General features: G+C 53.9%; 14 protein-coding genes and 1 tRNA gene. 7 read left to right on the top strand and 8 right to left on the bottom strand.

What is annotated here, in order from left to right:
• The first annotated feature begins 374 nt into the window (after positions 1-374).
• The 4 genes from MFFC18_RS01065 (at position 375) to MFFC18_RS01050 (ending at position 4,223) form a co-directional block, all read left to right on the top strand.
• Positions 375-1,037, top strand: a complete 663-nt coding sequence (locus MFFC18_RS01065) for a hypothetical protein (protein WP_075082602.1) — start codon at positions 375-377, stop codon at positions 1,035-1,037.
• 115 nt (positions 1,038-1,152) lie between these two features.
• Positions 1,153-2,559: a dihydrolipoyl dehydrogenase family protein gene (locus MFFC18_RS01060; protein WP_084416829.1), complete on the top strand. Its 1,407-nt coding sequence runs from the start codon at positions 1,153-1,155 to the stop codon at positions 2,557-2,559.
• 422 nt (positions 2,560-2,981) lie between these two features.
• Positions 2,982-3,356, top strand: coding sequence for a hypothetical protein (locus tag MFFC18_RS01055; protein WP_075082604.1), 375 nt, complete (start codon positions 2,982-2,984; stop codon positions 3,354-3,356).
• Between the two features lie 3 nt (positions 3,357-3,359).
• Positions 3,360-4,223 carry a M48 family metalloprotease gene (locus MFFC18_RS01050; protein WP_084416830.1) on the top strand — a complete coding sequence of 288 codons (864 nt, stop codon included), beginning with the start codon at positions 3,360-3,362 and terminating at the stop codon, positions 4,221-4,223.
• A gap of 441 nt (positions 4,224-4,664) precedes the next feature.
• On the opposite strand, the gene MFFC18_RS01045 is transcribed toward MFFC18_RS01050, so the two are convergent.
• A tRNA-Val gene (locus tag MFFC18_RS01045) sits at positions 4,665-4,738 on the bottom strand.
• Between the two features lie 540 nt (positions 4,739-5,278).
• Here MFFC18_RS01045 and MFFC18_RS01040 point away from each other — a divergent pair.
• Both MFFC18_RS01040 and ylqF read left to right on the top strand, forming a co-directional pair.
• A complete protein-coding gene (locus MFFC18_RS01040; protein WP_075082605.1) occupies positions 5,279-8,347 on the top strand; it encodes a serine/threonine-protein kinase in 3,069 nt (1,022 codons plus the stop codon).
• A gap of 23 nt (positions 8,348-8,370) precedes the next feature.
• Positions 8,371-9,309 (top strand): ribosome biogenesis GTPase YlqF, encoded by a 939-nt coding sequence (ylqF, locus tag MFFC18_RS01035; RefSeq protein WP_075082606.1) that lies wholly within the window; start codon positions 8,371-8,373, stop codon positions 9,307-9,309.
• Positions 9,310-9,368: 59 nt separating this feature from the next.
• Here ylqF and MFFC18_RS01030 read toward each other — a convergent pair whose 3' ends face one another.
• The 6 genes from MFFC18_RS01030 to MFFC18_RS01005 are packed head-to-tail and all read right to left on the bottom strand — an operon-like array spanning position 9,369 to position 17,284.
• Complete coding sequence (locus MFFC18_RS01030; protein ID WP_148618580.1) at positions 9,369-10,322, bottom strand: hypothetical protein; 954 nt, start codon at positions 10,320-10,322, stop codon at positions 9,369-9,371.
• Positions 10,312-13,014, bottom strand: a complete 2,703-nt coding sequence (locus MFFC18_RS01025) for a hypothetical protein (protein WP_075082608.1) — start codon at positions 13,012-13,014, stop codon at positions 10,312-10,314. Before MFFC18_RS01025 ends, MFFC18_RS01030 begins: the two co-directional genes overlap by 11 nt.
• Positions 13,014-15,608 (bottom strand): tetratricopeptide repeat protein, encoded by a 2,595-nt coding sequence (locus tag MFFC18_RS01020; protein ID WP_148618579.1) that lies wholly within the window; start codon positions 15,606-15,608, stop codon positions 13,014-13,016. Before MFFC18_RS01020 ends, MFFC18_RS01025 begins: the two co-directional genes overlap by 1 nt.
• A complete protein-coding gene (locus MFFC18_RS01015) occupies positions 15,532-15,954 on the bottom strand; it encodes an ExbD/TolR family protein (RefSeq protein WP_075082610.1) in 423 nt (140 codons plus the stop codon). Before MFFC18_RS01015 ends, MFFC18_RS01020 begins: the two co-directional genes overlap by 77 nt.
• Positions 15,955-16,013: 59 nt before the next feature.
• A complete protein-coding gene (locus MFFC18_RS01010; protein ID WP_084416832.1) occupies positions 16,014-16,430 on the bottom strand; it encodes an ExbD/TolR family protein in 417 nt (138 codons plus the stop codon).
• On the bottom strand, positions 16,427-17,284 hold the full coding sequence (locus MFFC18_RS01005) for a MotA/TolQ/ExbB proton channel family protein (protein WP_148618578.1): 858 nt from the start codon (positions 17,282-17,284) through the stop codon (positions 16,427-16,429). Before MFFC18_RS01005 ends, MFFC18_RS01010 begins: the two co-directional genes overlap by 4 nt.
• A 362-nt stretch (positions 17,285-17,646) precedes the next feature.
• On the opposite strand from MFFC18_RS01005, the gene MFFC18_RS01000 reads away from it, so the two are divergent.
• Entirely contained in the window at positions 17,647-18,549 is a 903-nt protein-coding gene (locus tag MFFC18_RS01000; RefSeq protein WP_075082613.1) for a dockerin type I domain-containing protein, read from the top strand.
• Here MFFC18_RS01000 and hemG read toward each other — a convergent pair.
• Positions 18,477-19,886 carry a protoporphyrinogen oxidase gene (hemG, locus tag MFFC18_RS00995; protein ID WP_075082614.1) on the bottom strand — a complete coding sequence of 470 codons (1,410 nt, stop codon included), beginning with the start codon at positions 19,884-19,886 and terminating at the stop codon, positions 18,477-18,479. The genes MFFC18_RS01000 and hemG overlap by 73 nt on opposite strands.
• Positions 19,887-19,896: the final 10 nt, after the last annotated feature.

Here is a 19,896-nt window from a genome sequence, read left to right as displayed (position 1 = left end):
ACTCGTCGCGTCGAGAGATGTAAACGATGAGACATTGTTGACCCACCAGAACGCTCGTATCTAACCGGCTCGTATCTAACCGGCTACATTGGATTCTGGAAACCTCGTTCAGCATGAACGTTCTATTGACCCACATGCATGGCTGCAAGTCCACCAGCCAACTCTGAAAAAGGTCGCAACGACATACCGTTTTGGCAACGCGGGCGCGGGGTCATCGAGATCAGTATTCTCTATCGTCAGTTTCGATTCACCAGCAACCAATGAGGGTAAAGAACCGTTACGGAGAGCCCAAGTTTGCAGAATCCTGGCATGACGCTTGCTCAACTGGAAGAAGGTATCGACCCCAAGACTCCAACTCAAACCAGAACAAGCCCATGAAGAACTTAAAATCGAAACTGGCAATCTTTATCCCTGCGGGCGCCGCAGTCGTGATCCTGGCAGTTGTCGTCTACGGGCTAGTTCCTTCAAGTCCGTTGTCTGCGACATCGTCCGCAGAACATGGTTTTACGGTCGACGTACCAATGGAGCGAGCCCGCAAGATAATGGTGCGGACTAACGCCGCGAAGAAACTGGTTGCGATGGCTGATGCGGAGCTATTGGATCAGAAGTGGCTGAACATGGATTTTGATATCGAACGACCACTGCTCAAACGCGATTGGCAAGTCGACGGGGAAGGCGAACTGATCGTCCGAACCAACGATGCCTATCTTGGTGAACACGACATCGTGTTGATGCAAAACGTTGACATCGTGCGCGAGAGATTGCACGTTACCAATAAACTGAAACAACCCTCCGGGCCGATTCAACAATACTCCGCAACGCTAGCGTTAGTTCCTGACAACGAGGGCAAAGCCAAATTTGTGACGAAACTTGATTTGGAAATTGAAACGACAGCAAACTTTTTGACTCGGTCGACCGTCAAATCCAACATCGAATCGGCAGCCCAGACGGCGCTCGAAAAGCAGGAACAAGCAATTCGTTTAATCATTGACGAACAGGCAGATGAGCTATTGATTTTTCCTGCCTCTGATCAATAGAAGGATTGAATGCAAGTTCGCGTGTGCGTTCGTCACGGCATGGCAATTGCACCTTGCAGCACGATGGACTCTTGCAATCAAGAAGTACTCGTAGTGGCATGAGTAAGATCGCGTGATGCTCTCCAAGCCCGCGTGGGTGACAAAAAAGTCTGGATTTGAAGGATTCACAATGAGAGAGTTTGATTTGCTGATAATTGGCACGGGGCCGGCCGCTGGAGATGCAGCGAAAAAGTGTGCGGCGGCGGGATGGGAGGTTGGGATCGCTGAGTCGCGCGAATTCGGCGGCACTTGTGCATTGCGTGGTTGCAATCCGAAAAAGGTTTTCGTTCACGCGGCAGCAGTCGTCGACGCGGCACGTCGTAGCGATGGAAAACTGTGTGATGCGGGCGACATCAAGATCAACTGGTCCAATTTAGTCGCGTTCAAAAACTCATTCGTCGAAGGAATTCCGAAAGATAGCCGCAAAGCCTACGAAGAAAAAGGTATCGAGACGTTTCTCGGCAGCCCCGAATTCATTTCGGCAACGCAGCTGAGGATCGGTGACGAAACGATCCAGCCCAAACACGTTTTGATCGCTACGGGAGCCAAGCCCCGTCCGTTGGAGATTGACGGGGAGGAGCTGATCACGCTTAGTGATGAGTTCATGAATTTGTCGAACTTGCCCAAGAACGTCGTGTTCATCGGCGGCGGCTATATTTCGTTTGAGTTTGCTCACGTTGCCGCACGAGCCGATTCTGAAGTGACCATTTTGGAGCGGAGTAACCAACCGCTGGGTCATTTTGAATCGAACCTTGTCGATTCTCTGATCGTGAAGAGCAGGGAAATCGGAATCAATGTCGTGACCGAAGCGGCGGTAGAAAAAGTGGAAGAAGCAAATGGCTGTTACTGCGTGACTTATTCAAAAGACGGCAACTCACAAACCGTGCAGGCTGATCTGGTCGTACATGGAGCTGGTCGCGTACCCAACTTGTCCGAACTCAACCTGGAGGCAGGTAACGTTGATTTCGATGCGAACCAAGGTGTTGCCGTAGACAGGTTCTTACGCAGCAAATCCAACCCAATGGTTTACGCAGCTGGAGATTGTGCAGCGACCGGGGTGGCTCCGTTGACTCCTACGGCCAGTGCAGAAGGCTATACAGTGACCAAGAATCTTTTAAACGATAAACCGATCGAAGTCGACTACAACCCCATTCCGGCAGTTGTTTTCACGATCCCGCCGCTGGCTTCGGTTGGACTCACTGAGGGTCAGGCGCATGCAACCGGCAAGTCATTTCGAGTTGAAGCGAAGGACGCGTCCGATTGGGGAACAGTCTCAAAAGTCTGCGAAACGACAGCCGCGTACAAGCTGATCATCGAGAAGGAAACAGATCGGATTCTGGGTGCCCATGTATTGTCGCCGGGCGCCGATGACTTAATCAATCTGTTTGCAGTTGTGATGAAGCTAAACGGCAAGGCGTCTGATTTAAAATCGACATTGCTTGCGTTTCCCACCTCGACTTACAACGTCCGTCAGATGGTTTGACTACGACTAACAAGTGGCCTCGCTCTCCAACAGGCTATCCGATTTGGTCGAACCAATGGTACTCAAAGGTCGTCGCTATTCACGAATTGCGTGCCGCAACGAATCAAGAAATTTGCAAGTCGAACCACTGGTCCAGAGGGGTAAGTAGAGTTGGCGGCCTCCCTAGCACTTCGCACACTGACGCAAGTAGACGACAACGCGTCCAGTAGGCTGGTCGCTTGGAACCATGCTGGGGCTCGACAGGTCGCAATCACAGTCGTTCGCATCAACCTGCAGCTTGAGTGATCACAAATCGTCCAATGTGCACGCCAATCCGTTGAACCATCAAGCTGGCACGTCAATTGCAAACGGTGAAACCGTTAAGTCTCCATTAGTCGGGCTGTCGCGTAACTACGGCAAGAATTCTGCGAAGGTAAATTCTCATGAACGAAGTACTTCTGTTTCTGAATGATCCAGTCATTCTTTGGAGCCTGCTGGGTGCCTCGATCCTGCTGGTGCTGATCGACTACCTCTTTCCGGTCGATTGGCCGGCGTACGTCGGATACCTGTTCTTTTCAATTTTCATCGGAACGACGGCATCGCTAACACCATTGATGAGCCTGTTCGCGATGGTGGCAGTTTTTTCTTTCCTGTTGACGATGCACAAGGCTGTTTTTTCCAAGTACTTGACTAATGCGCCGCACCATGAGCGAAATCGTGTGGTGCGACAAGAGCCTCAACCAACGAACTGGAACAGCGAAGACGCAAGAACTGAATCAACAGTTTCACACAGAGAACCCGCGACAGAAAAGGTATAAATCATGTCCACGAACTACGCTTATCGAAACAGCGACACTCGTCCTCGAAAACAAAGCATTGGTATCCCTGTCCGGTTTCTGATTGCCGGGGCGATTGCTCTGTTCTCTGTGATTTCCTATTTTTCCATGGGTGACGAAAACCCGATCACCGGAGAAACTCAACGAGTCGCGATGTCGCCAGATGAAGAAATCGCCTTGGGCTTGCAGGCTGCACCAGAAATGGCGCAGCAGCACGGTGGCCTGCATCCTGATCAACAAGCTCAACAACACGTCGATGACATTGGAAGTAAATTGCTGGTTGCGGTTCAAAAAGTCGTCCGAAAGAACAATGGTGAGAATCCGTTCAAGTTCGACTTTCACCTTTTGGCTGACGACAAAACGGTTAACGCGTTTGCATTGCCGGGAGGACAGGTCTTTATCACTGCGGCACTCTACAATCGACTTGAAACGGAGGGGCAACTGGCTGGTGTGATTGGCCACGAGATTGGCCATGTACTGATGCGGCACGGTGCACAGAGAATGGCCAAGCAGAAGTTGACACAGGGCCTTGTTAGCGCGACTGGCGTTGCAGGGGGTGGTCAGCAATCGGCTCAAATGGCTGCAGCCGTCGCCAACATGGTGAACATGAAGTACGGTCGCGACGATGAACTTGAGTCAGACAAGTGGGGTGTCGAACTCTGCGTTGAAGCTGGCTATGACCCGAGAGCCATGATTCAGGTTATGAGCATCCTTGAGGACGCCAGCGGAGGCGGAGGGCCGCCGGAGATGATGAGCACGCATCCTAAACCAGCGAATCGACAAGCTTATATCAAAGACGTTATCGACACCGTCTACCCAAACGGTTTACCGACTGGTCTTCGACCTTAATCTACGACGTTAAAGCCTAGCAGCGGAAACGCGTTCGCGAATCGGTTTTCAGCAATCGTCATTTCTGATCGACTTTCGCTACATTCACACTCTTCCGCCAACGACCTGATCGTCGAGCTCAAGAAGCCCCGGATGGATGTAGCTGCCGCGCAAAGAGCAGGAGTGTTGCCCAAACTGATAGCGGCTTGTCGGACCGCAGCGACGATTGAGCTACGTATTTATGAATCTGACATCGCCGCATCAACATGACGCAGTTCATCCTATGCGACGACGGATTCCCACCTGCGTCGATTTTTTGGCGCTAATGCGAAATCCGGAAGCATCGCGAAGTGCGTCCCCGAAATTGCACGGCTCGTTACAAAATTTGTATCACCGATATGGCGGCATACTTTGTATCACGCAGAAGACCCCGAAAACACTGTGTTTTCCGGGGTCATATAGTGGACGATATTGGACTTGAACCAACGACCTCCACGATGTCAACGTGGCGCTCTAGCCAACTGAGCTAATCGTCCGATTTGGGGATGTCAGGATTTTAGCATTTCCGGACCAAAACGGTATCGGTCTTCTTGCTGTTTTTCTTGACCCAATCTGCAACGCAAGGTTCACTTGGTTTGAGACTCTCCTTGAAGTTCCGGGGAACCCGTCGATTGCCGCGATGCGTCGATTCCTCGAAAAAACGCTGCATTTTTGTAACCGTGGGGGGCTGATGGGCGCGTCAATAATCAAGATTGCTTGATTTTGGAGCCCGCATCTTCCGTAACGACTCTCCCAGTTACAGCAATCTCCCATCTCAAACGCAGACGGCATCGAGTGAACTCCACAAGAGTTCGTTAGCGGAAAACATGGTGCTCTGTGAAAACAATACGGTGGAGAATACCCTCTGATTGACGAGCGGAAGATGGAATCTACAGCCGCTTTTGAATTACGCAGGTTCAAGGCGACAGAATGGTGTTTTCCTTGTCCCTGAATGAAAGATTACGCACATACACTCGAAGAATCGACGAGTACTTTTTGCTCGCTTTCGCAGCCAGCAACTTCTTTCCGGGATGAGTATGCGACAAGACAAATCACAGGCTGAACTAACGTCGTTTGAAGACCTTGCGGATCGTTTCACCGAAGAAATTCGCAGCGGCAAGCGACCGCGGATCGAAGATTATGCAGAGCACAATCCGATACACGCGACGGCGATCCACCGCCTGTTTCCTGTGCTGGAAATGATGGAGCAGCGCGGGACTCCGGTCGAAGATTTGAGCGAAAGCGGATTGCTGGAAGCTGAGAATCTGCAGCTAAACCTCGATCCTGCCATTCGACAACTGGGCGACTATCGGATCGTTCGCGAAATTGGACGCGGCGGCATGGGCATCGTCTTCGAGGCCGAGCAGGAATCACTGGGCCGACGAGTTGCGCTCAAGCTACTGCCCAATTCGGCGCAATTCGACGAGCGACGTCAGCAACGTTTTCAGCAGGAAGCTCAAGCGTCCGCAAAGCTACAGCATCCAAACATCGTTAACGTGTTCGGCGTCGGCTGCCAGGAAGACACTTCTTACTTTGTAATGCAGTTCATCGATGGCCATCCGCTAAACAGTGTGCTCAAGGAAGTTTCGCGAATCCGCACCGGTGGGCTGGATGCGACAGTCGCTCTGGCCAATGCGGAAGTTGCCACGTTGGCGACCAACCTCCAGCAAAACGACTTGTCAGACGATTCGTCGCCGAGCAGTTTTCGCGACCCGACCGAGGAACCGAACGCGATGCCGGAATCAGGTTTGGCGTCTGGAGACGAGTCATCAATTTCCGCCAGCCGATCTTTCGCGACAAACGCGAACCCGAAAGCCTGGTGGCGGAACATCGCGCAAACGGGCCTGCAAGTTGCCAGCGCGCTCGAACACGCGCACGAGAAGCGGATTCTACATCGCGACATCAAGCCAGCGAACTTGATGATGGACCATTCGGGAAATGTGTGGGTGACCGATTTTGGTTTGGCGAAGCATTTTGAAAGCAACGATCTGACTCGGACGGGTGAGGTGGTCGGAACGTTACGCTACATGAGCCCGGAACAGCTCAACGGAAAAGCTGACGAACGAAGCGACATCTTTGGCTTGGGTCTGACGTTGTACGAAATGGCAGCGCTGCGTCCGGCGTACTTCGCCAGCGACCGAAACGATCTGATGAAACAGGCGTTGGAAGCCAGCCCTCCGCGTTTGCGCACGATCGATCGGCACATCCCACGCGACCTGGAAACAATCATCCACAAGTGCATCGCTGCGGAACCGAAACGGCGATACCATTCGGCTTCGGACGTAAAAGACGATTTGCGGCGTTTGCTCAGCGGCGAACCGGTGCTGGCCCGACGAATCAATTTCATCGAGCGAACGGCCAAATGGTGTCGTCGCCGACCCGTGATTGCGGGGCTTTGCATCGCGCTCGCGTTGAGTCTGATCGCAGGGATCGCTGGCATCACGTGGCAATGGCGGCAAACAGAATCGGCGCTCGCGGAGGCGAAAGCGAATCTTACGGAAGCCAAACTTCAGAACGAACGGGCGGATCAGCATTTCCGTGAGGCTCGCGAAAGCGTGGACAAGTTTTACACGATCATCAGCGAGCAGCGTTTGCTGCAAGAGCCCGGACTTCAACCGCTTCGCAAGGAGCTGATGCAGGAAGCCGCAGACTACTATCGAAACTTTTCGGAACAGTATGCGAACGACGAGTCGCTGCGCCTCGAAACCGGCAAGGCACTGTTGAGGCTGGTGCAGATTGAAGGTTCTTACAATGCGAATCCAGTATTGTTGGAGACGTGCGAGGAGGCAATCGCCATCTTTCTGGAGCTGAACGAACTCGACCCGGACGATCCACGGACCGCGTTGGAACTCGCGGAAGCTTACGGGATCAAGACTCGCATCCTGCAAAGAAGCGACATCGAGGCGTCGTTGCAATCGTTGCAGGATTCGATCACCGTGCTGCAGGATGTGAGCGCTCGTTTTCCCGATTCGATGGAAACACGTTCCAAGCTGGCGACGCATTATCAGATCATGGGGCTGACCTATGAGACGCTTGATCGCAGTACGGGTCGGACAGATCGCTCGTTTAAAAATTACATGCAGGCATACGCGCTGCGAAAGGAGTTGACGCTCCAGAATTCTGAAAACCTGCGGTCGGCGCTGCACCTTGCCGACACGTGTCGTGACCTCGGCATCATCTATCGGAAAATGCAGCAAACGGAAAAGGCGATAGCGTCCTACGATGAAGCCGTTTCCATCCTGGAACCTCTGGTCGAACGACACCCTGACGATCGCGATGCCCGGCGAACGCTCGGCTCGATCGCGAACTCAATTGGATTTTTCTACGCGAACGTCAATTCGGAACTGGATCTTGATCGGGCCGCAGAGTTGTATCAACTTTCGAAAACGCAGTATGAAATTCTCACGCGGCAGGATCCTTTGGTCATCGAATATCAGGACGGACTCGGTCGCGCGATGTTGAATCTGGGCAGCGTTTATCAACATCAGAACAAACTGGATCTGGCTCTGGCAGCGCGACAAAAAGCGGTGGAAGTCCGCTCGCGCATCAGCGCCGCCAATCCGACGACGCCACATTTGAAGAGCAACTGTGCGCTGGCGATGAACGGAGTCGGATCAGTGTTGCGTGAACTTGGCCGGATCGACGAAGCCACGGAATTGCATGACCAGGCGTTTGAATATCATCTTGCAGCAATTGAGATCGATCCGCGAAATCCTCGCTACAAGTTCCGGGCCGTTCAGGGGCTGGTTCAGTTGGCGCGTGTTCACAGTGCTGCGAAACGGTTCGAATTCGCGATGGAAAAAGTGTCTGACATGGTCCAGTTCATACGTCCCGACGACACACACACGGTGGCCATGGCCGCGAAGGAGTACTTGATGATTGCCTGCAAGATCGGAAAAATGGAAGCGGACTCTCGTAGCGAGGACGACGAATCGCTACGGCTCGAATCGCTGGACCGTGCTCGAAAGGAGTTTCGCAAAGCGACTGAGCGTGGACTGGATGTGCTTAAATGGTATGCTGACGACACGGATCTGCGCTATTTTGGCGAGCTTCCCGAAGGCATTGAAATGCACGACTGGTTGCAGGTACAGTTCGGAAGCGAGTAGTTGACTTTCTCCACACGACATCCATGAGCGAAAAAATTCAGTGGTTCCCCGGGCACATGAACAAGGCTCGGAATCAGTTTCGCGATGGACTGCCCAAAGTCCACATGGTGATCGAAGTTCTCGATGCGAGGATTCCGTTCAGCAGCCAGAATCCAATGCTGGAGGAACTCCGCGGTGACAAACCAGTGTTGAAAGTGTTGGCCAAGTCGGACCTGGCGGATCCAGAGCGAACGAAGCTGTGGCAGGAGTGGTTTGAAAGACAAAAGGGCGTTCGTGCCAAACCAATTTCAATCGAAAACATTCCGCAGATCCTGGGCATCAAGCAAATTTGCCTGAAGATGATTCCGAATCAGGAGTTCGTCAAATCGATGGTCGTCGGTGTACCGAACGTTGGCAAGTCGACGTTGATCAACAAGCTGGCCGGGCGCACGATTGCAAAAACGGGCAACGAACCTGCCGTCACCAAGAGCCAACAACGAATCAATATCGGGCAGGGGATTTCGCTTTTTGATACGCCAGGCATGTTGTGGCCGAACGTAGAGAATCGCCACAGCGGCTTTCGTCTCGCGTCGGTTGGATCGGTGAAGGACACGGCGCTGGACTATGAAGAGGTCGCGGCCTTCGCAGGGAAGTTCCTGCTTGAACAGTATCCTGATCGACTGGTCGAGCGTTATGGTTTCGATTCGATTCCCAATGACATCGTGGAGCTATTCGATGCCATCGGTCACAAACGCGGATGCCTGGGAAAGAACGCGGTGGTGAACTACGAACGAGTGTCGCGAATCCTGATCACCGAGTTTCGCTCAGGAAAACTCGGTCCGATTACGATGGAAACGCCTGACATGGTCGAGCGTGAATTGGTGGAACTGGAAAAGGCCAAAGCGGAAAAGGCTGAGAAGAAACAGGCTCGCGACAAAAAGCGTAAGGACGCGTTCAAGGCCAGAAACAAAAACAATCGTTGAACGTTTCCGATCAATACGCGTCGCAACGGAAAGAAACTTGAAACGCGAAACCCGGTTGCCTACTTCCATTGCCCGTTATCGAAACGCGTTGCTTGCGGATCAAACTCGGTCACTGTTTCGATCGTGGGCAACAACAGCGAAGAGCTACCAATGCGATCCGCCAATTGATGCCAGGACGTCTCATTTTCTCCCGCCGCGGTCGCCGGGTCTTTCGCCGAACGCAGCTCGTATTCCAACGCGACCAGACGTCGAATCCCCGCGCTGCCGATGCGATTCGACCTTGAAAATTGCACCAGTTCCTGCCACGAACAAATGTGCTCAACCGCGGTAACTGCTTTCTGTAGGTTGGCGTCGCTCGACAATCCTTGCACGTCTCGTCCCAATCGAATTGATTGCACCAGCTGAGCCGCAGCGATTCGATCGACGGCATTCGGGATCGGAGTTTGCGAGTCCGTTTGGATTGTGGCTTCTTCGATTCCGGTTTCCAGATACCGAAGCCGATGAAAGCGCGTTCGTTCATCGTCGTCTCTAGCCAGAGCAATCAAATCCGTCAAAGCGGCCTCGCGATCCTGATCGTCTTGCGAGTTGCCAGCGACAACGATCAACAGTTTTATCGCCAAATTTCTGGCGACCGGATCTCGCTTTTGCGAAGCAAGCTCTTCGGCGTAGTCCTGCCACGCCTGCCAATCTCCATGAGCCAGCGATTCAAGTCGCGGCGCATCAAAGTTGACCACAATCGTCTCGATCGCGGACCGCTCGATCGTTTGCGTGTCGAAGTTAGTTCCGTCTGTGGTGTGGCGAAACCGGATGCTGTCGGCGCCGGAAGATTCGACGATGCCAAAAATCGGTGCTTCATTGTCGACCAGCCAAATCGCGTCAGCATCGACCTCGCGAGCGTTCGCTGCAAACATAGCAAACGTCGCGACGCAAAGCCACGCAAGCACAACCCATCCTGATCGTAGCTGCTGCTCGAGAATCGCTGTTGCGTATTGGAGAGGGCTTCTAGTTCTCATCGATGACCCCATTCAATTGCAGCAAGCGATCCTGATTCCAATGTTGTAACAGGCGAAGTTCACTCGCAAACAACTGCAGTCCAACCGATTGGCCTCCCGGCGTTTTCGCATTTGAGCTACGTGCCAACAACTGGTTCAACAGAACGATCTCCTCAATCTCGTTGTCAGTACTTTCTTCGATCAGACGAATGGCACGATCCACGGACTCGGAATTCGCTGCAACTGCACGAACGCATTGCCGGGCGTTGCCAATCACGGACCGGTTGGTTCCTGGCGCTTCTGGATCGAGCAACGAAAGACGACGATAGTAGGCCGTCTGCAAAAATTTCTCCAGGCGAATCCAGTCGCTATCCGACGAGTCAGGATCGACGGCTTCATCGGCCAGCAATGAATCGCGTGCAAGTTTGAGCAAACTCAGGCTCATGTCTTCCTTCCAGGTTTCGCCAACGACTTCTTCCCATGGCCCGTCGGTCAGGACACTGTACATGGTCAGGACCTGATCAATTGAAGCCGACGATTCTGGAAGTTGATCGGCCAATGCCAGGACGACTTCGTGCCAGTTCGCGATTTCCGGAACGACACGTTGAGCTTGCAACCACTCGTCGGGCTCGATTGGCGACAACAAATACTTTGCCAGTGACGATGCCATCGGTTGGGGTATCGATTCGAATTTCGCCACGAGTCCCGGCAGTCTTTCGATCGCAGCCAACCGTTTCGCCTGGTTGCCCTCTGACAAATCGCCAAACGCGGCGATCGTTCGGTCTCGCATCGTGGTATCGAATCCAGCCGACGAAACGCGAGGACGACTCTCTTTGGCATCGAGAAAAACGAAATCGCGAAGGCGCGAATCGAGCCGCTCCAGTCGCAGATCCACATCGCTCCACGCGGACTCATCTCCAGCCCGACCTGATTCGGTGATCGATTTTGCTTCGAGGCACAGGTTCGCCAACGAAGCCGCCTGAAAAATCAAATCCGGCGTCGCATTGGATTCGGCCACGGTCGCGAAACGCGGGCGAAGTCGGTCGATCGTTTCGTCGATCTTCTGATGTCGTAAAAGAGCAGGGCGAAGCCGCCGATTTCTCCAGTCCGCCACCTCCGCACGCAAAACAGACTCGTCAACTCGCACAACCGAATCTGTTGTCCGATCGCTACCGTCAATCAAAAGCGGGCCCGCGAACTCTCGAAAGCCCGTGCCGCCACCGAAGTCGTCGAGCCACAGTTCGATCCACTCGATTCGCTGAACTTCATCCGCAGACTCAATTGCGGTCGCGATTGCCGACTTCATATTCTGCCATTGTGATCTGTCCGCCAGCAGGATCGTGCGAACACTGCGTCTGGCAAATTGTTGCAACTCACCTTCCGTCAGGTAAGGCTTTGTGATCGTGGTCAAAGCCTCGATCAAAATAGAGCTGCGGCCGGGCGACTGCCACGAATTCTGGATCAACTGGTTCCACTGACTCGCCGCAATCGAAGTTGCTACCTGTTCCGCATCGACGTCAGCGACCTCGACCGCACCGTCCAATCTGCTGGAAACAACGCGGTGTAACGAATCGGCACGCTGTTTGGAATTTTCAGCTTCATATTCCGATGCCGACTGCAAAACGGCACAAGCCAGCGATGCCGCACGATAAGGCGACTCTAAAGCACCGTTCCGATTCGATTTGGGCTCAACCGCCATTGCGGCACCAAGCGATTGAACAAACCGTCCAGCAACCTTTGAATCTGTTTCCTGATAGTACCAACTGGCAACCGCCTGGATCTGTTCGTCGTTCGCTGTCTCTTCCGTAAGCATCCGATCGACAACATCTTCGATTGCCGCGATACGGGTCGTCGAATCTTCTGACGAAAGTGAGTCAGCAAATTCCGGGAAAGCAAGTTCCAGCTTTGTTCTCGATACACCTTCGTCTGGGACGGGTTCGGAGGTCCGAGCAACCGAAACAGGATCATTTTTTGGCTTCGGTTTCCCAAAAATGGACTCCCGATTTTCAAATAGCCAATACGATGCCAGCCCGATCAGGGCGATGCACGCAAGAGACGCCAACCCGAGAATTAACGGACGTCTCCGCTGCTGTCTGACGACCTTTTCATTGTCCGCGATCCGATCTTTAACCAGGTTTTCGACGTCTTCGCGAGCCCAACCCCAACGCTTTCCAATCTTGAAAATTCGCTTCGAGACTTTTTCGTCAATCGTGGTTTGGTCGCCGATCAAATCAAGAATCATCTGCTGACCGAAATCTTTCGCGTCGGTTCGTGACAGCCGCCCGATGCCGGATTCCTGAGCCTGATAGTCAAACAGTTGCTCGGCGCGATGCGCCGAAATCCCAAACCGGTCTTCAGCGTGCTTGATTGCTTTTTCTTCGATCGAAATCGAGAGCACGGTGCCCTTGGGTTTTTGGCTGAACTCGCGGACCAAAAAATCGAGAAAAGCCTGTTCGTAGTCCGTCAGATCACCGATTGGCGAATTCGAATCCTGCAGCTGAAGCAAACCGGCTTCGAACAGTTCATCTGGCAAATGAAGTCGGCCGGCAAGATCGTCCAGCTTGGCCTTGGCCGCATTATTGAGCCCTTTCTCCGCGGCGATGATTGCACTCGCCTGACGAAGAAACGTTTGCAATCGCGAATCGCGCGGACCGCCACCCTGGTTCTGTTCTGAGGAATTTGGTGGCTGAAGATTGTCGTCGCTCTGGGACATCAACGATCTCCCTCGGAGCCAAGCTGTTCGATCATGGCATCGTATGATCGCTGCCAATGCGGCGGCACATCGCCACCAAGCTGCAACGTTTGTCGCAATAGTTTTGAGGCGGCATCGCGGTCCAGTGAAGAGAGATTTTTCGCCAGTTCGAGTTTTGCCTCGAACCACAAATCCGAACCGGCTTGGCTACCGTTCGCGAGTCGCTGCCAAAGCTCTTTTGCAGAGGAACGATCGAGGCTCCCTTTTGCAATCGCCAGATTCCGCAAGTAGTTCGCGTTGCCAGGAAACTGGCCGAGCAGCTGCTCGAAAATCCGTTCGCTTTCACGCGAATCTCCGGCTCGTTGATGCAGCTCACCCAGCCTCGACAATGCGACTCTGGCGTTGGCGGAAGATTTCAGCGTCTCCGATTTTCGACCGAGGCGATTCGACAATCGCTGATAGGTTGTGACGGCTTCGGAAACCAGATCCGCGACCGCCGATGGATCACCATTTGTTCCGGCGACCTGTTTAAGCCGTGCATCCAAATGCTGAGCCAACTGAATCAAGGCAGGTAGTTCGAATCGTGTCTCCTTGCCGATGTCGGCGAGCCGTGACGCCGCTTCGAAGGACGCTTCGACATCGCGTTTTTGGTTCGCAATCTGCATCCGATAGTACAGCAATTCCGCTGCAGCGATCTCGGGATCTTCGACTTGATCCAACAACAGTTCACAACGTGCGAGAATCAAATCCAGACTCGCAAGCTCCAACGGAGGCTTCCGCAGCGCTGCATCGATCATGAAAAAGCTGGCTCGAAGTTTTTGCCCGGCGGTGGTTTCCCGGCTTGAGTTCACGTCTTCGCATGACTCCTGAAATCGGGCAAACGTTTCTGGATCGTCAGCCTGATTCTGCCAAAGTCGATAGTGCTGGGCAGCTTTTTCCAACAACGCGGCAGCATAATTTTCGTCACCGGGCGGGAAGTCCTGCAATCGCCGAATCGCATCGGCTGGCTGCATCGATCGCAACTCGATTTTAAGCTTTTCAAAATTTGCTCTGTTGGCGTGCGGCGAATCAGGCCACGTGCGCACAAACCGCTCCAGCCGATTCCAGGCGTCGTTCAGTTTTCCGGGATCGCGGCCTCCCAAACGCACGGACGACTTTGCAGCCAACCACGCTGATTCGCTGGCCAACCGGGGATCCGCGGAGGCCAATTGTTGAGCCACCTGAGCGAAAACAGAAATCGCGTCGGCCGTTTGATTCTGTTTTAGCATCAGCCACGCCAGCAAATATCGGCAACGCGCGACGTCGTCCGCATCTCCGTTCTCCACCCCCAGCGACACGGCCTGCTGCAATAGTTCGTGAGCTTTCTCAGCCGCCTGCGGCTCCCCATTTTCCGACTTCCAGAACTCCGCGTACCCAGACACCCAACGGGATTCGAACGAGTCCTCGTTCGCGGCAACATCGCTTTTCTCGATCTCTGCCACCAAGAGTTCACCAGCCATATTCCGCGTTAACCCGGCCAACGCCAACGTTCGCAACTCGGGCGTGCCAGCGCTTTCGGTGGTTTCCATCACCGTCAACCACAACCGGATTCGTCCCGCTCTCGACATCGAAGCAATCCGTTTTCGGTCACGGACAACATTGGTCGCCAACTCGTATTTGCCGCAATAACAGTTGCCCAGAAACCGGAATCGAATTACCGCTTCGCGACTTTCGCGGCTGACGGCGTTCGACTCGATCAATTTGTAGAGGTACAGCGATTGAGCCTGATTGTCGCGAGCCGCTTCGATCGCTGCGAGGCCGGCGATCGCGCGAACATGCCACGCGGATTGAAAGTCAAACCAGCGCGAATCGTAATCGCTGAGCAATGTTTGTGGGTCGAGTTGCAAGAACTCGCGAAATCGAACTTCGGCCTGATCCAGAAGCTCTTCCTGTTCGTCCTGCCGCAACATCGCAAGGAAGTAACCACTCCATCCGGCAAGGAACTGGCAGTGTAGTGCTTCAGCTTCAATCGTTTGCCGTTCCGATTCGAGGTTCCTTTGATCGCGGCTGAGTTGCCCGGCAGCAAACAGTTCCTCCGATCGTCGCATCAGCGCCGTGAGCGCACCGGAAAGGTCCTCGTGGAGTGTCTGCAGAACGGACTCCAGCTGAACCTGTTTCTCGAACTGGCCACCGGTTTGGATTCGCTGGCGAAACAGTTTTTCGGATTCGATGTATCTTGCATGCAGAATCGCCACGCGCAAGCGACCTGTTTCGAAGCGCGGATACAAAGCGATCAGCTCACGAGTTCGCTTGAGCAATTGTTGCGGGTCGCCATCGGGCGAAAGCAGTCTGTTGCCGTAAAGTTCCGCCAGCCGTTTGGCAATTTCCTCGCGGGAGGCAGCGTTGCTGGTCGATTCGAGCCGCGATTCCAGCTGTTCGAGCAACAGGCTGTCGAGGTTCCGCTGGGCCAGCCATTTCTCCAGCGTTTCGTTCTCCCGGTCATCGATCTGACCCACGGAAGGCATCGCAAACAGCAGGATCGCCGCGATCGCAAAAATGCTACTCAGCAGGCAACCACGCCACGGCCGAAAACCCGGCAGCGCGACAGGCTCCGACAGCCTGAGCCGCGAACTCAAACGGGACGTCGTCCTCCACGCGAACCCAGGCTCCTTCTGATTTGTTCTCGAATCCCTGCAAAACGCGTTTGACTTCGGAGACATTGTCGGTGGTGATGGCGCCGATGCGATACACGACTTTGTCACCGGTTTTGCGAACATCGACCAAAGCCGGTTCGAGCAGCGTTTCCTGTTTGGCGGCTTCGCGTTCATTGGACTGGATCGCCGACAGAAGTTGTCGTTCGGGGCGAACAAAGGTGGTGGTCACAAGGAAAAAGATTAGCAGCAGAAAAACGACGTCGATCATGCTGGTCATCGACAGCTCCAGCCGCCGATGGTTTTGACGATGTCGGCTATTGAGTTTCATTTTCTTATTCTACGTCTTTGCGGGAAACTGGCTACTGAGACGTCAAATGGCAACAAAGTTCACTGGTCTGCCACCGCACAGCGGACTTTACGGAAACCCATCGTCGAAAGCCGGTTCACCAACTGGTTCACGAACTTTGACAGACAGTTTCGGTCGCAGCGAATCTGGATTCGAATTCGGTCCGGATCGTTGTCCATCTTTTCCAGCTGAGCCTGAATTGCAGTGACGACTTCCTGCTGTGAAAGCACCTTGCCGGCGACGATCACGGATCCTTTTTCGTTCAGGTTGATCGTAACGGTTGCCGTTTTGGATTCTGAAGCGCCTTCGACGACTCGCGGAAGCTCCACGGGATGGTCCACCGTTCGAGTGATCTGCGAAACGGTCATAAAAAAGATGATCAACAGGAACACAATGTCAATCATCGGCGTCATGTTGAACGCGAGGGTGTGATGTGGTCGTGTGCGAGAGAGCTTCATTTGGATTTCTTGCGGCCCGAGGTGTCACCGGGTTTCTTGCGGCCCAACGGCATCATGACTTGCTCGATACGCTTTCCAGCTTCCGCGACGATCGAATCGATGCGGTTTCGAAAATAGCTGTAAGCCACCATCGTCGGAATCGCGACCAGCAATCCCAGCAGCGTCGTGATTAACGCCTGGCCGATGCCGCCGGCCAGCTCCTGAGGACGAGCCATGCCTTCGAGCGACGCAATCGTAGTGAAGGCTTCGATCATTCCGATCACGGTTCCAGTCAGTCCCAGCATCGGCGCGATGGCACCGATGACGTTGAGAACTTCAATGCGACGATACAGCCGACCAGTGACGTCTTCACCCGCTTCTTCAACCGCAGAGCGGTATTCGGCATAGCCAAACTCGCTGGACTGAAAACGCTGCAAGCCGGCAAGAATAATTTCGGTCGACATCGAGTAGTTGGCTTTTTGGCGACACATCTCCATCGCCGGCGTGATGTCGCCGTGCATGATTCGCGCTTCGAGTTCTGACAAAACTTTGTCGGGGATCAGCTTGGAAGACGTAATCCGCCACAGGTTGTCGCTGATCACAAACAGGCTGATCACGGACAGCAGCAGGATCAGAAACACGATCGCCATGCCCAGCAAGTTGCCACCAAAGAGCATTTTCAGGATCGTCGGTGGCGCGGCTTTTTCGTTGCCCTCGATGGAGTCAGCAAGCGCTGAATCAGCGATCGAAGCGTCTGCTGAGTCAGCAGCCTCGGATGACTGGCTGATTGACCGGGCCAATGCGGGGCCGTTGAGAGCGCTGCCAAGGAGGCATGAGAAAAGCAGAAAGATACAGATGATTGCGGGGTGATTCAAAGGTGCCTCCGTGGACGTTCGGACGGCTCCATTCTAAGTCACCTAAAATTTTGAAGAAACGCGTATTGTTCCGGCAACGCAAAATTCGCTGCGCAACGCAGATTGTCGGTCGATATACTGGATTCCCCCAACAGCTTCCCCCTTCCACGCTTTTTGCAGACTCATGAAGCAGCCATCGATTTCACGCCACGGCAGACCGAACAACTCAAGCTTCACCTATTCGGCACTCGAACAGCGTCGCATGCTGGCGACGACCTACTTTGTCAACGACAGTGTTTTCGATTCCGTAGCAGACCAATACACGACAGCCGCTGGATCATCCTCCAATAGCGGATTCAGACAGTCCTCGCGAATTCGGAAGCATGGTCACGGACAAGGTTGCGTTGCGACCGGGCGAAACTGCGAGCTTCCAAAACTACACGTCATACGACAAAGGCATCAATGCCGTTGCTATCGACATGGAAGATCTGCCCAGCACCGTCGACTGGGCAGACTTTCGCTTTGCGACCGGGCGGACGGATGATCCTGAAACCTGGGACGAGATCGAGTTTCAGGATGCGATTGTGCTTCGCGGCGAGGGAGTTGCTGCAACAGATCGAGTTATGTTCTTTTGGGACGATTACTCAATCCGAAACACGTGGTTGGAGGTTCGCGTTTTAGCCAACGAATCGACTGGCCTGATTGCCGATCAGGTTTACTATTTTGGAAACGCTGTCGGCGAGACAGGCAATTCAGTCACCAACGCACGAGTCGATGCCAACGATGTTTCTGCGGTGCGAAACAACTTGTCCGGCTTCTTCACAGTCGACGCGACCAACCCATACGACATAAATCGTGACGGTCGAGTCAACGCGACCGACGTCAGTCTCGTCCGCAACAATCTTTCCGGCTTCTTCGGGCTGCCTTTAATTTCGCCGCCGGCAGACAATGGATTTGGCTTGGCTTCCGGTCGAGGCAATCTGACGGACGCCGGGTTCGACGGACGATTCGTGGCCAACGAGGCACTCGATCAACGGTCGCCCAATCGCAAGATCGATTTCAGCATCGATACTGGTGATGGCATGGAAGACTTACGAGGCTCAAGAAAAGAAGCCCTTGGGCAAAACGTTTTCGATGGCCGAGACCGGTTCTTTACGACCAACAAAAAATCCGACACGGATTCAGTCGAACAAAATTTGCAGCGTGAAGGTGATCACTTGCCAAAGATTCTTTCTGCAGACGCGAAGCCGCTGGCGACGCAGGCAGGGATTCCGACGCCGCGATAGCTTTTGCCAGCAAGTTCCAGGCCCGGAATTTGCGACACCCGTTGTTCGATCCGCCCGACCCGATCAAGATGACCTACGTGGTACTGCGGCATGGCGTTCTTCCAGCGGAATACTTCGGTGAAGTCAGCATTGGGACGGACACCAAGCGACGTTTCAAACTGATCCAACGCGATTCCTGTCAACTCATCGTCCGGCAGATCGACCAGCGATTCCTGCATCGCGCCGCCGATGAAAAACCGCAGCAGCAATTTACCTTCCGGTGCCCGCCCGGAAAACTTGTTGCTGGCGAAACTGATGGCGATCGTTTTGCCTTCATCGATGTGCGGGTAGATGATGCCAAAGCCATCGAAGTCTTTCGGCAACTCGCTGCGGTCAATTCCCATCACCACGATCGCGCAGGAAGTCGACTTGATTCCCGAAAGTTCGCCGCTGAGTGATTCGAAACTTTTCAACAGTCGCGCCGAAACATCTGCCGGCGTCGCCACGATTACCGCCTCCGATTCGATCGCCGTATCCTCAAGTGCGATTTGCCAACGCGAAGCAGCAGTGCTGATTTCGCGAACCTGCCTCCCTGATTGAATTTCAACGTTTTTCAAATCGCCAACCAAAGCCGACACCAGTGAACCGAAACCTTGTGCCGGACTGCGGAACAGGTTGTAGCGAGCCCCGCTGGCCTTGGCGTCCGAAGACGTGGCCTTCTGCTTCACGGCCGCGATCAGACTACCGTGCTCCTTTTCCATCTCCACGAAACGGCTCATCGTCGCGTTCATGCTCAGCATTTTCGGATCCGCAGAATAGATGCCGCTAACCAGAGGCTGGATAAGCGCGTCGAAAGCCTCCTGGCCGAAGCGGCGAATTGCGAACGAAGCAAAGTCTTCGTCGGCATCTCCATTCCCGTTGTAGTCACGAGCCGCAACGTTGACTTCGTCGAGCAAACGTTGTTTTCCGGATTCGCTCAGCAGCGGCCAGGAACGAATCGAATCTTCCTGAGACGGCACCATCAAAGAAAATCCCGCAGGAACCGGAACGACTTTGCCACCAAGTCCGACGAAGGCTTTGTCTTTCGGTTCAGCCGTCGTCAGTAGCTGATCCTCAAGCCCCAACTCGCGGCACAATTCCAAGGCCGTCGGTGGCTGGCAAGTAAACATGTCGGCAGATTGCTCGACGAGATAGCCGTCGATGTGCTTCGTTTGCAAGACTCCGCCAACGCGATCCGAAGATTCAAGAACGGTGATTCGCGTCTGCGGCGAAAGCTGTTGGATTTTCCACGCAGCAGCAAGACCGGTGATCCCGGCTCCCACGATGGTCACGGTTTCAGGTTGGTGATTGTCCGTCATCGATTTACCT

This window comes from Mariniblastus fucicola (genome assembly GCF_008087665.1).
GTDB lineage: Bacteria > Planctomycetota > Planctomycetia > Pirellulales > Pirellulaceae > Mariniblastus > Mariniblastus fucicola.
Note: the sequence above shows the minus strand (reverse complement) of the source record. Positions and strands in the feature narration are given on the sequence as shown.